The organism is Rhodovulum sp. MB263 (genome assembly GCF_002073975.1).
In the GTDB taxonomy this organism is placed as follows: Bacteria; Pseudomonadota; Alphaproteobacteria; order Rhodobacterales; family Rhodobacteraceae; genus Rhodovulum.
In genome coordinates, this window is the sequence record NZ_CP020384.1 from 3,379,851 (window position 1) to 3,392,972 (window position 13,122).

Genomic DNA, 13,122 nt, shown 5'->3' on the forward strand with positions numbered 1-13,122 from the left:
CCCCCTGCTTTTTATGCTGGGACCGGGGCGCACGCATGCGGCGCCGCCCGGGCCGTTCGGTCGGATGATCGGGTCGGCGCGCTCCGCCTGGGGGCGCCGACCCGGGCCGCTTTCGGGCCGCTTACCTGGCGAGCCAGGCCTGGAATTTGGCCTCGACATCGTCCTGGTTGTCAGCCCACCATTCGATGTTGTTCACCAGATAGTTCTTCTGGTTCGCCGGGTTGGTGGGCATGAAGGGCGCCATCTCGATGCCGAGATCGGCATGGGTCGAAACCAGCGGCTGCGACGATGCCCGCGACGGGCCATAGGAGATGTACTTGGCCTGATCGGCCAGGCGCTGGGTGTCGGTCGCGAAATGCAGGAAATGCTCGACGCGCTTCAGCCGGTCCTCGGGCAGATCGGCGGGAACGATCCAGCCGTCATAGTCGAAGACCTGCCAGTCCCAGAGCATCTTCACCGGCTGGTTCTGCTCGACGATCAGGCTGAACAGACGGCCGTTATAGGTCGAGCCGATGACCACCTCGCCATCGGCCAGGCGCTGCGGCGTCTCGGCGCCCGCCGACCACCAGATCACGTCGTCCTTGATGGTGTCGAGCTTGGCCAGCGCGCGGTCGACACCCTCGGGCGTGTCGAGCACGTCGTAAAGCTCGTCCTTCTCGACGCCGTCGCAGAGCAGCGCCCATTCGAGATTCTTCTTCGGGCGCTTCTCGAGGCTGCGCTTGCCGGGGAAGGTCTCGGTATCGAACAGCGCGCAGAGATTCTCGGGCTCCTTGCCGTTCCAGGCCGCGACATCGGTACGGTAGCCGAAGGTGGTCGAGAACACGATCTGCGGCACGAAACAGTCATTGATGACGCTGTCGCCGAAATCCTTGGTCGCCGGGGTGCCGTCGGGCGCGGCCGCCAGCATCTCGTCAAGATCCACTTCCATCGCCAGGCCCTCATCGCAGAGCCGCTGGCTGTCGGGGCCCTCGACATCGACCAGATCCCAGGTGATGTTGCCCGCCTCGTTCATGGCGCGCAGCTTGGCCACCGCCTCGTTCGAGCTTTCGTCCCAGGTGAAGCCGGTGCCGGTCATCTCGGCATAGGGCTCGGAATAGGCCTTCTGCTGACTGGTCTGGTAGGCCCCTCCCCAGGACACGACGGTCAAGCTGTCGGCGCAGCCCTCGCAGGGCGGCAGGTCCTCGGCAAAGGCAAATCCGGCGGGCAGCGCCGCCAGTGCGGTTGCGGAAAGAAGATGTCTGATCGTCATTGCGATCTCCCTGCTGACTTGGCCCGGATCAGTGTTGCTCCGGCCACCGCCCCCGGGCGAGGCGGGCCCGGAAACCGTCAGGGCGCATCAAGCGCGCGGCAGTCCTCCGGCAACCAGCCGATCTCGATATGCTCGCCCGGCTTCAGGCGGCGCTGGTCGGGGGCGTTGCGGGTCTTGATGACAAAATCGTCATTGCCCGCCACCCGCAGCCGGGTGCGGTAGATGTCGCCCATGTAGATGAATTCCAGCACCTCGGCATGGATCAGATGCGCCCCGGGCGTAAGCCGCTTGGGGTCGATCTCGACCCGCTCGGGCCGGATCGAGACCAGCGTGCGTTCGCCGGGCCGCGAGACATTGACCGGGACCGCATCGATCACCTCGCCATCGTCGAGCTCGATCAGCGCATTGCCGTCGATCTGCTTGATCCGGCCGAGCAGCGTGTTGTTCTCGCCGATGAACTGGGCGACGAAGCTGTTCACGGGCTTCTCGTAAAGCTCGTCGGGTCGGGCCAGTTGCTGGATCCGGCCATCGTTGAACACCGCGACCCGGTCGGACATGGTCAGCGCCTCGGTCTGGTCATGGGTGACATAGACCGTGGTGATCCCCAGATTATGGGCCAGCCGGGTGATCTCGAACTGCATATGCTCGCGCAGCTGCTTGTCGAGCGCGCCGAGCGGTTCGTCCATCAGCACCAGCTCGGGCTCGAAGACCAGCGCGCGGGCCAGCGCGATCCGCTGCTGCTGGCCGCCCGAAAGCTGGGCCGGGCGGCGGCCGCCGAAAGCCCCCATCTGCACCATGTCGAGCGCGCGCTGCACCTTCTCTTCGCGCTCGGAACGGCCGATCTTGCGCACCTCGAGCGGGAAGGCGAGATTCTCGGCCACGGTCATGTGCGGGAACAGCGCATAGTTCTGAAATACCATGCCAATTCCACGCTTGTGCGGCGGGATGTTATTGATCGGATTGCCGTCGAGAAGAATGTCGCCATGGGTGGCCGTCTCGAACCCGGCCAGCATCATCAGGCAGGTGGTCTTGCCCGACCCCGAGGGCCCGAGCATCGTCAGGAATTCCCCCTTGCCGATCGAAAGATTGAGATCTTTGACGACGAGAGTTTCCCCGTCATAGCTTTTTTGCACGCGGTCAAAGACCACGAAACCGTCGTTTGTTCCGGTCAACCGGCATCCCCTGTTGTCTGGCGCTCCCTTTTTGGGACCGCTCTTTTTATCGGCTCTGCTGCCGCTTCTGGAAAAGGTAACATCAGAACCTCTAAGCGCAACGCAGAACTTTAATACGGCGCGATACGCCCCGGCCATTCCCCGTTCTCGAAGAGATCGCCGCCCGACCGGGGCCGATCACCCCTTCCGTGCTAGCCAGGCCTCGCAGGCGCACCACATCCGCGCCGCCCGAAAATGCAAACAGGTCGGGCATCTGCCGCAATATCGGGCAATTTTGCCTTGCCCTGCCCGGTTTCGGGCAGCCTTCGGTCCGGGAAAGGCGGTCCGGGGGGTCCGGCGCAAGACCTTAGGGGCGGGCGGCTGCCAACCTGCGCGCGCGGGAGGAAAGCGACAGCGCGGCGCCGGTTCCCATGCCAAGCAACATCGCCCAGAGCGGCGCGCCGATACCGAGAAAGCCGATGCCCGAAACCGTGGTCATGAAGGTAACGAGGGCCGCCTCGCGGCGCTCGGGCGCGGCCAGGGCAGCCTGCAGGCTGGTGCCGATGGTACCGAGCAGCGCGAGCCCTGCCACGGTCACGACCAGGGCTTTCGGCGCGATGGTGAACAGCCCGACCACGGCGGCGCCGAGAATGCCCACCAGCATGTAAAGCAGGCCCGCGACCACCACCGCCCGGTAGCGCGTGTCGGGATTTTCGTCGGCCTCGGGCCCGGCGCAGATCGCGGCGGTGATGGCGGCAAGGTTGAAGGCGTAGCCGCCGAACGGCGCCAGCACCAGCGTCGTGAGCCCGGTCACGGTCAGGCAGGCCGAGACCGGCGGCGCATAGCCCGCAGCCCTCAGCGTGACCACGCCGGGGGTGTTCTGCGAGGCCATGGTGACGATGAACAGGGGCAGACCGACCCCGATCAGCACCGGCAGCGAGAATTCCGGCAGCACTGCCACCGGTCGGGCCAGCGACAGATCGAGCGCGCCCTGCTCGAAGGCGCCGGTCGCGGCACAGAAAAGGCATCCCGCCAGCAACACCGCCGGGATGGCGAAGCGCGCGAACCAGATCCGCCCGGCCAGATAGACCGCGCACATGACCGCAACCAGCGACAGGTTCTCCTCCATCGAGACGAAGATCCCCAGGCCGAACTTGAACAGGATGCCCGCCAGCAGCGCATTGCCGATGGCGTCGGGAATGAGATGCGAGAGCTTCTCGAACCAGCCGCTCAGCCCGGTCAGGGTCAGCAGCAGGCCGCAGAACAGGAAGGCGCCGATGGCCTCGGGCATCGACACGCCGTCGAGCCCGACGACCAGCAGCGCCGCGCCGGGCGTGGACCAGGCGGTCAGGATCGGCATCCGGTAGCGCAGCGACAGGATCAGCCCGCTCGCCCCCATCCCGACGCCCAGCGCCAGCATCCAGCTATTGGCCTCGGCCTGACTTGCGCCCAGCACCTCGAGCGCCTGGAAGATGATCGCGACGCTGCTGGTATAGCCCAGCAGAACCGCGATGAAGCCTGCCACAAGATGCGAAAGTTTCAGCCCCGAGCCCATTTCGATCCGTGCCTTTCCTGCCAGTCCGGGCTAGGAGGCAGGAGCCGCCCACCCGGCGGCGGACGCTATAACGCCCGAACGCTATAACGCACAAGCCCTCTCATGCCGATGACAGACAGCAAGATCCGGATCAATCTCAGGGCCGCCCGCAACCGCGCCGGGCTGAGCCTCGCCCAGGCCGCCGAGCTCACCGGGGTCAGCAAGGCCATGCTCGGCCAGATCGAACGCGGCGAGTCGAGCCCGACGCTGGCGACGATGTGGAAGCTTGCCAAAGGGTTCCGGCTGCCGCTGACCGCCCTGATCGAGGATCTGGTGCAGACCACCGGCAGCTTTGCGCCCGCCGAACGCGCGCCGGTGCGGTTCGAGGGCGACATCCGCGTGCGCACGGTGTTTCCCTTCGATCCGGTCTTCGGCTCGGAGACCTTCCTGCTGACGCTCGCCCCGGACCAGGTCCACCTGTCGAACCCGCATGATACCGGCGTGGTCGAGGATGTCTTCGTGACCGAGGGCGAGATCGGGATCCTGCTGGACGGCCAGTGGCAGACCTTCCATGCGGGCGACGGGTTGCGGTTTCCGGCCGACCGGCCACATGGCTACCGCAACCGGACCGGCGCCCCGGCCCGCTTTCACAACACGCTGCATTATCCCCGCACCGCACTGCTCGAGGACGGCCCCGGAACAGGTTGACCCGCCGCCGCCATCTGCACGGGCAACAGGAAAACACTTCCGCAATCCGGCTCAACTCGACGCCAGATGGCAAGGGCCCCGTGATATTCGAGAGAGCCCCCCTGAAAACCGGCCGGTAAAAAATCCGGTCTCCGCCCGAAAACCCTGTGCATTTCCGTCTTCCGGTCCGCAGGGAAAGCGGGCTTCGCATATCCTCCGACTCGCCGAGTCCCCATTCAATTTCAATGTCTTTTGCAGTTTTTGGCCAGCGACGAATGGCAAGAGAAAATTGACCCCGAGCACTGCTTTCAAGGCCACAGCTTTCACGCAGCGACATGATCCTTTTCCGGCTGAACCGCTGAACCGCTGAACCGAAACACAAGACCGGCCGCGATCCCCGAAACAGGGAATTTTTCCGCCTGAAAACGCATGATGTGCTTCCAGAGCCAATCTCCAGAACGAATGCAATTCACCCTCTGCGCGCCCGGTCTCAATAATTTAAAAAATTCCCTCAAAGGCCTTAATTTTTAAGACTAATTGACAGATGTCAATTCGGGCATCTAGATTTGTCCGACAAACAGGTCCTGGGGGAGAGACTTCGCGATGCGGGAGGAGGACGGACGGTCACCGGACATCGGTCGCGAGGCCGGGATGGCCGCCCGGCCGAGACCGGTCCTGCCGCGCGCGGGCGGTCCCGGGCTCTCGGCGGTCGACGATCTGGTCGCCAAGCTCCGGGCGATGATTTCCTCGGAAGGGCTTCGGGTCGGCGACAGCCTGCCGACCGAGCGCGAGCTTTGCGACAGGTTCCGGGCCAGCCGCAACACGGTGCGCGAGGCGATGCGCATCCTCAAGGCCTATGGCGTCGTCACCGTCCGCCCCAAGGTCGGCGCGACCATCGTCGACGACCGCATGGAACGCGCGCTCGACCTGTTCTCCTTCAACACGCTCGACGTCTCGCGCGAGGCGTTTTCCGACATCCAAGGGTTTCGAGGGCTTCTGGAAGTGGCCGGGATCGACCTGATCCTCGACCGCATCGCCCGGGCCGACATTGCCGAGATGCGCGAGATCAATGACGGGCTGCGCCGGACCGAAAGCCTTGATGAGGCTGCCGAAATCGACTTCGGCTTCCATACCCGCCTGATCGCGGTGATGGGCAACAAGGCGATCCTCGATATCTACAAGATCATGAAGCCGGTGATCCTGAGGATCATGTCGAGGGGCAGGAACGGCGCTGTCCAGGCGATCGAGACCCATGCCGATCATCTGGGCATTCTCGAGGCGCTCGAGGCCCGCGACCGGCTGGCCTACCAGTACCGGATGCGCAGCCATCTGCAGGCAAGCGTCGGCAATTTCGACCCGTAACCTGCCGGTGCTGCCCCGCCCCGGGCCCGAGCTGCCGGCGGGGCCCGGACCGACATTTCCGGAGCGCGGGACAGGCGCCGGGAGGTGCCCCGCGGATCGGGCGAGCCCTCGGGATGCGCCGCTCAGAGCCCCCCGACCCGGCCGATGCGGGGACAGGGGGCCTGCCCCGGTTCCGTCCAATGGCGCGCACGCCGGGGACGCCCTGGCCAGCGTCAATCCCGGCGCGCCTCCAATCCGGGCCAGGGCCTGCCGGGCGGGCGCGGGTCCGACTTCAGCCCCACATCAGGGGAGCAACCGGCACGATCCGCCTCAGCCCCGCTCCCAGATCCGGCTGACCGCGCGGTCGAGCCAGGCCAGCCCGGCCAGCGCAAGACCGAGCCCGACGAAGGAGGCGACCCGGACCAGCCCCGAGAGCCCCGACATGTCGATCAGGAAGACCTTGGCCACGGTCAGCCCGACCCCCGCCATCGCCAGCCGCCGCAGCGCATGCGAGCGGGTCAGCACCGCCAGAACCAGTCCCAGCCCCGAGGCGAGCAGAAGCGCCAGCGTATAGCTGTAAAGCTCACCATCGCTCGGCCCCGGCAGCGACAGATCCGGGCCGCGCCAAAGCCGCCGGATCTCGAGCCAGCCCCAGACACCCAGCCCCAGCACCGAGAGCCCGCCCAGCCCGGGCCGCAGCCACCGCGCCCCGGGCCGACCCGGCGCCCCCAGCAGCACCGCCCCCGCCCCGAGCACGACCGCCAACGGCAGGAGCGCAAGCGCCAGACTGTCGAGAACCGGCGGCCCCGCGACCCGGCCCACCCCGGCGACCAGCGTCCTGCCGAGATCGTCGGCCATCACCGCCACGGCGCCGCAGGCCGCCAGCCCCATCAGCACGGCAAAGCCGATCCGGAGCGGACGCAGAAGCGCCGGGTCATGCGGCAGCCGCCAGATCTGGGCAAAGGCGGCCAGGATCCAGACCGTCGCCGTCAGCCCCTGCGCCCAATGGGTCTCGAACCCCTCGGACCCGAGCCCGCGCCGAAGCGCCACCGTCACCGCAAGTGCCGTCACCGTCACCAGCGAGGACGAGGCCAGCGCCCGCAGCGCCACCCGTTCGGGCCTTGCCAGCACCAGCATCGCCGCAAAAGCGACAAGCGGCCCGAGATGGGCCAGCAGCACGTCGGGCGTCCCGGCCCCGTGGATGGCCCAGTCGATGCCCGGATCGACCAGAAGCCGGTAGCCGATCACCGCCGCGCCAAGCTGGGCCAGCCAGCCCAGCGGACGCATCGGCCGCTGCCGGTCGATGATGACCGCCGCCACCATCATTGCCGACAGCGCCAGCGTCAGCGCGGTCTTGGTCAGCACGAGGAACAGCGCCAGCCCGATCAGGATCAGCGCCGAGGCCGCGAAGAGCCCGGTCTCGAAGCCGCGGGTCTCGCCGCCCAGCGCGGCCCGGCGCTCGGCAAGGGCCACCATCAGCCCCGCCCCCGCCATCACCGCCAGCGCCCAGGGGTAGGCGCCCGTCACCTCGCCGGGCGCCCAGAGGAATTCGAGCACCAGGATCGTCGCGGGAAGCAGCACCGCCGCGCCCAGCGCCCAAAGCCCGCGATGATCGGGCCGGGCCTTCCGGGCCAGCCGGAGGAAGGCGATGACCGACAGCGCGGCGCCCCCTGCCGCCAGCCACCAGACCGTCGCCGGCGCCGGGCTTTCGGGCAGCCGGTCGATCCCGGCCCGGAAGGCACGATAAAGCGGTCCGCCCTGAGCCGCATGCAGACCGAGCCCGACCAGCGCCGCCGCCGCCGGGAAGACCGCCAGATCCTCGAAGGCCGGGGCCCGGGCAAGCCCCAGCGCCACAGCCGCGAAGACCAGAAGCAGCAGCGCATAGCCAAGCCCGTTGCCCGCCGGGCTCGCCGCGTCGAGCATCAGCAAAAGCCCCGCCCCGGAAACCTGCGCGACCCCTGCGGCCGCAAGCCAGGTCGGAAAGGCGGGCCTGCCGGTCCCCGACGCCCCCTGGCTGGCCATCGCCCCGCTCTCGACCGGCCGAAGACTCCGCGCCGGGATCAGCACCGCGCCCACGCCCAGCGCCAGGGCGGCCAGGGCCAGCCCCGGCGCATCGGGCGCATGCATCCACAAGAGCCCCAGCGCCCCGACCGGCAGCGCCAGCGCCAGCCCCGACACCCAGGCCCAGCGCCGAAAGGTGTCAATGCCCAGCCCCGCAAGCCCCACCATCGCGAAATAGGGGTAAAGCAGCACCGCCTTGTCGGAGGAACCACCGACGAAGAAGGGCGCGGCCGTGGCGCCCAGAAGACCGATGGCCGACAGCACCGGCCCGTAAAGCCAGCCCAGCAGCATCGCCACCACCGAGACCGCGGCCATGCCCGCGAGCGCCGGAACCGACCCGATCAGCCCGTAAAGCGCATGGGCCGACAGGATCGCGATGAACAGGACCACCGTGCCTGCGCCCGAGAAGGTCGAGGGCAGATGGCGCAGATTGGGCGTGGCGCTGTCGCCATGCCGCCGCCGGATCACCTCGCCCCCCGCGATCAACGCAGCCCCCAGCACCAGCGCGCCCAGCACCCGGAGCGGCGGCGTCAGAAGCCCCTGCTCGACCCCGTATTGCACCATGAAAAGCCCGCCGAGGATCAGCGAGAGCGCGGCCAGGGCCAGCGTCCAGTTCTCCCGCAGCCAGACCGCCAGGCGGTCGGCCAATCCGGGACCCTGCGATGCAGAGGCCAGTTCGGAGGGCGGTTCGGACTGCGGCACCTTCGCCGCGGCCGCGACCGGCGGGGCCTGCTCTGCCTGCCGCTCCTCGCGCCGGGTCTCGGGCGCAGCAACGGTCTCTGGCACCGTCACGGGCAAGGGATCGGGCGCGGCATCGGTCGGTGCGACCTGCGGACCGGAGTCTGGGGAAAGGGCGGCCGCGTCCGCAGCCTGCTCGGCCGGCGTCTCTGGCGATGCCTGTGGCGAGGTCTGAGGCGACGTCTGAGGCGGCGCGTCCTGCCGCAGCGCCGCGACCTCCCGCGCCAGGGCCTCGAATTCCTTGACCAGCCGCTCCAGCCGGACGCGCAGATCGGCATTCTCGGAGCGCAGCCCGAAATGGGCAAATATCAGCGCCGGCAGCCCGACCAGCACGAGAAGGCCATAGACGCTCCCGAACACGATCAACATGGTTTCCACGATACTCTTTTCCCCTCGTCGTCCGGTCCGCAGTCTCGCGATCGGCATCGTCCTGCGCAAGGCCCCGGACCAGCGGGATTCCGCCGCTTGGCGGCGGCCGCCGGCCGGGATAGGGTGGCGCCCCCTGACCCTGACTTCGGACCGCCATGACCGCCGATCTTGCCCCCCGCATCGCCCGCACCATCGCCGCCGAGATCGGCGCCCAGCCGCAGCAGGTCACCGCCGCGGTCGGGTTGCTCGACGGGGGCGCGACCGTTCCCTTCGTCGCACGCTACCGGAAGGAGGCGACCGGCGGGCTCGACGACACCCAGCTGCGCGATCTGGCCGAACGGCTGGCCTATCTGCGCGAGCTCGAGGCGCGGCGGGCGACGATCCTAGATACGGTGCGCGCGCAGGGCAAGCTGACCGAGGCGCTCGAGGCCGATATCCTGAAGGCCGAAACCAAGGCCGCGCTGGAAGACCTCTACCTGCCCTACAAGCCCAAGCGCCGGACCCGGGCGATGATCGCCCGCGAGAACGGGCTGGGGCCGCTGGCCGAGGCGATCCTGGCAGATCGCGATGCCGCCCCCGAGACGTTGGCCGAGGGCTTCGTGACCGAGGCGGTGCCGGACGTGAAATCGGCGCTTGCAGGCGCGCGCGACATCCTGGCCGAGGGGCTGGCCGAGAATGCCGATCTGATCGGGCGGCTTCGGGCCTTCCTGCAGGACAATGCGCTGGTGACGGCGAAGCTGGTCGAGGGGCAGGAACAGGCGGGCGCCAAGTTCTCGGACTATTTCGACCATCGCGAGCCCTGGGCCAGGGTTCCCAGCCACCGGGCGCTGGCGATGATGCGCGGCGCGAAGGAGGGCGTGCTGACGCTCGATATCGGCCCCGATCCCGACGAGGGCCTGGCCCGGGTGCAGACCATGGTGGCGGGCGCGCTCGAGGCGCGGGGCGAGGGCCCCGGCGACCGCTGGCTGCGCGAGGCTGCGGGCTGGACCTGGCGGACCAAGCTGAGCCTGTCGATGATGCTCGATCTGATGGGCGATCTCAGGACCCGCGCGCAGGACGAGGCGATCCGGGTCTTTGCCCGCAATCTCAAGGATCTGCTGCTGGCCGCCCCGGCGGGCGCCAGGGTGACGATGGGGATCGATCCGGGCATCCGCACCGGCTGCAAGGTGGCCGTCGTCGATGCCACCGGCAAGCTTCTCGACACCGCCACGATATATCCGTTCCAGCCCAGGAACGACCTGAGGGGCGCGCAGGAGACGCTGGCCGCGCTGATCCGCAGGCATGGCGTGGGGCTCATCGCCATCGGCAACGGCACCGCAAGCCGCGAGAGCGAGCGCATGGTGGCCGAGCTTCTGGGCGATCTGCCCGCGCCGAAGCCCACCAAGGTGGTGGTCAGCGAGGCCGGCGCGTCGGTCTATTCGGCCTCCGAGCTTGCCGCCAAGGAATTCCCCGGGCTCGACGTGTCGCTGCGCGGGGCCGTGTCGATCGCGCGGCGGCTGCAGGACCCGCTGGCCGAGCTTGTCAAGATCGAGCCCAAGGCCATCGGCGTCGGCCAGTACCAGCACGACGTCGACCAGCACCGGCTGGCCCGGGCGCTCGATGGCGTGGTCGAGGATGCGGTGAACGCGGTCGGCGTCGATCTGAACATGGCCTCGGCCTCGCTGCTGGCCCGGGTCTCGGGGCTCGGAGGTTCTCTGGCCGAGGCCATCGTCGCCCATCGCGACGCCAATGGTGCCTTCGCGAAGCGCAAGGACCTGCTGAAGGTCGCGCGTCTCGGGCCGCGCGCCTTCGAGCAATGTGCGGGCTTCCTGCGCATCACCGGCGGCGACGAGCCGCTCGACGCCTCGGCCGTCCACCCCGAGGCCTATGACGTGGCGCGCCGGATCGTGGCTGCCTGCGGACGCGACCTGCGCACGCTGATGGGCGACGAGGCGCAGCTGGGCCGGCTCGACCCGAGGGACTTCGTCGATGACCGCTTCGGGCTGCCGACCGTCAGGGACATCCTGTCGGAACTGGCGAAACCGGGACGCGACCCCCGGCCCGAATTCGTCACGGCCAGCTTTGCCGACGGGATCGAGGAAATCACCGACCTGCGCCCCGGAATGCTGCTGGAAGGCACGGTGACCAATGTCGCGGCTTTCGGCGCCTTCGTCGATATCGGCGTGCATCAGGACGGGCTCGTCCATGTCTCGCAACTGGCCGACCGCTTCGTGCAGGACCCGCATGAGGTCGTGAAGGCAGGCGATGTCGTGAAGGTCCGCGTGGTCGAGGTGGATGTGGCCCGCAAGCGGATCGGGTTGTCGATGCGCAAGGATGGCGGGGCCGAGGCGGCCTCGCGCGACGGCGCGACGGGCAAGGGCCCGGGCCGTGGCGGGCCGGGCGGCAAGGGCGCCCAAGGCAAGGGCCCCGACAAAGCCAAGAGCCCCGGCAAGAGCGGCGGGCGGGGACCCGGGCAGGGGTCGGACCGGACGGGCCCGCGCGGCAAGGGCGGCGGCTCGGGGGCAGAGACCGGGGCGCTGGGCGCGGCCCTGCTCGAGGCGATGAAGCGGCGCTGAGCGGGTCGGCCCAACGGCGTGTCACCGGCGTGCCACCGGCGGGTCACCGCCCGCCGCGACGCCGGCTCGATTGACGCGGCAAGGCCGATCTGCCATGCCGCCAACGCTTGGCTGAGAGGGCAACATGCACGAAAAACCGCTCGAATCCGTCGAACTGGACCTGTTGGCGGTGATCCGTCAGATCCATGCTGAAGAGGGCCCGTTCGGGCGCGACCTGCTGCTGGTGCGGGCGCGCGGGCGCGGGCTGGAAGTCTCGCGCCCGCTGGGCCGGCTGAAGGAGCTCGGGCTGGTCGAGGAGATCGAGCGCAAGCCCATCCTGCTGCGCCGCCTGTTCGGCGCCAGGCCCGAGGCCCTCCTGCGCCCGACCGCCTCGGGCCTCGCGCTTGGCAGCGAGGCCACGGCTTCCGAAACCACAGCGGCGGCCGAGGCTGGTCCTGATATTGGCCCGGATACGGGCCCTGACCCCGCATCCGAGACCAGTCCCAAGGCCGGACCCGAGGTTGGGCCCCAGACCGGAACTGGTGCAGGCACCGGGCGCGAAACCGCAACTGCGCCCGAGACGACCCAGCGCCCGACAGCTGTCCCGGACCCGGACAAGAAACCGGCCGCGCGCACGCCGTCTCCGGCCCCCGCCCCGGCACAGTCCCCGGCGCCCGCCCCGTCCACGCCTGAACCGCCCCCCGCGCCCCGGGTAGAACCGCCCGCGCCCCAGGCTCCGCACCCGGCGCCCCACAGGGCATCCCCGGCGGAACCGCCTGTGTCGGCCCCCAAGGCCACGGCCGCCCCCCGGGCCGAACCGAGCACCCCCGCCGCCCCCCCGGCCGGGACCGATGCGCCGCTGCCGATGCCCCGCCGGGCCGCCCCGCGCAACCCGCGCGGATATACCGAAGAGCTTGGCGGCAGCCCGGTCGCGGTGAAGACGGTTCCGCTGCGCCACAATGCCGATCCGGCGATGATGGAGAACCTGCGCGAGGCGCTGGCGGTGATCGGGATCGAGATGACCTTCGCCGGCGAGGCGCTGATCGCCGACCGCATGGACCGGGGCGCCTCGATCGGCGAGGCGCTGTCGCAGGTCGTGCTGTTCGCCTTCGCCCATGCGGTGGCCGAAGATGCGCGCGAGGGCGAGCAACTGCAGGCGCTGGGCCTCACCGATTACGCGGTCGACGTGATCGCGGAATTCGAGCGGCTTCGCGATGCGGGCGAAATCGACGGCGACCGGCTGGAAGAGGACATGCGCCGGCTCTGGACGCTGGTCGGCGACAGCCCCGACCGGCTGCGGCTGGCCGAAGAGCTGCTGCACGATCCGGTCGGCGGACTGACCCCGCCGGCATTGCTGCCCGAGGATCTGCGGCCCGCCGAGGAAAGCTGAGCCGAAGGAAGCCGAAACGAAAAGACCCCGGTGCGATCTGCGACCGGGGTCTTTTCGTGAGTTCGGGC

Annotated in this window: 8 protein-coding genes; 4 read left to right on the forward strand and 4 right to left on the reverse strand. The window is 69.0% G+C overall.

The features are described from left to right. Positions 1–121: 121 nt before the first annotated feature. The 3 genes from B5V46_RS15650 to B5V46_RS15660 all read right to left on the reverse strand — a co-directional run bounded on the left by B5V46_RS15650 (position 122) and on the right by B5V46_RS15660 (position 3,955). Positions 122–1,249: an extracellular solute-binding protein gene (locus B5V46_RS15650; protein ID WP_080617461.1), complete on the reverse strand. Its 1,128-nt coding sequence runs from the start codon at positions 1,247–1,249 to the stop codon at positions 122–124. 77 nt (positions 1,250–1,326) lie between these two features. Then, a complete protein-coding gene (locus tag B5V46_RS15655) occupies positions 1,327–2,421 on the reverse strand; it encodes an ABC transporter ATP-binding protein (protein WP_155774091.1) in 1,095 nt (364 codons plus the stop codon). Between the two features lie 346 nt (positions 2,422–2,767). Continuing rightward, positions 2,768–3,955: a benzoate/H(+) symporter BenE family transporter gene (locus B5V46_RS15660; RefSeq protein WP_080617463.1), complete on the reverse strand. Its 1,188-nt coding sequence runs from the start codon at positions 3,953–3,955 to the stop codon at positions 2,768–2,770. 108 nt (positions 3,956–4,063) lie between these two features. On the opposite strand from B5V46_RS15660, the gene B5V46_RS15665 reads away from it, so the two are divergent. Beyond that, positions 4,064–4,642 (forward strand): helix-turn-helix domain-containing protein, encoded by a 579-nt coding sequence (locus B5V46_RS15665; RefSeq protein ID WP_080618085.1) that lies wholly within the window; start codon positions 4,064–4,066, stop codon positions 4,640–4,642. 582 nt (positions 4,643–5,224) lie between these two features. Then, the gene (locus B5V46_RS15670) at positions 5,225–5,983 is read left to right on the forward strand and encodes a FadR/GntR family transcriptional regulator (RefSeq protein WP_080617464.1); all 759 of its coding nucleotides are present in this window, start codon (positions 5,225–5,227) and stop codon (positions 5,981–5,983) included. 309 nt (positions 5,984–6,292) lie between these two features. Here the strand turns inward: B5V46_RS15670 and B5V46_RS15675 are convergent, their stop codons facing one another. After that, positions 6,293–9,130: a DUF2339 domain-containing protein gene (locus B5V46_RS15675; protein ID WP_231119315.1), complete on the reverse strand. Its 2,838-nt coding sequence runs from the start codon at positions 9,128–9,130 to the stop codon at positions 6,293–6,295. 155 nt (positions 9,131–9,285) lie between these two features. On the opposite strand from B5V46_RS15675, the gene B5V46_RS15680 reads away from it, so the two are divergent. Both B5V46_RS15680 and B5V46_RS15685 read left to right on the forward strand, forming a co-directional pair. Further along, the gene (locus tag B5V46_RS15680; RefSeq protein ID WP_080617466.1) at positions 9,286–11,685 is read left to right on the forward strand and encodes a Tex family protein; all 2,400 of its coding nucleotides are present in this window, start codon (positions 9,286–9,288) and stop codon (positions 11,683–11,685) included. A 124-nt stretch (positions 11,686–11,809) separates the two neighbouring features. After that, complete coding sequence (locus B5V46_RS15685; protein ID WP_080617467.1) at positions 11,810–13,054, forward strand: hypothetical protein; 1,245 nt, start codon at positions 11,810–11,812, stop codon at positions 13,052–13,054. The last annotated feature ends 68 nt before the right edge of the window (positions 13,055–13,122 follow it).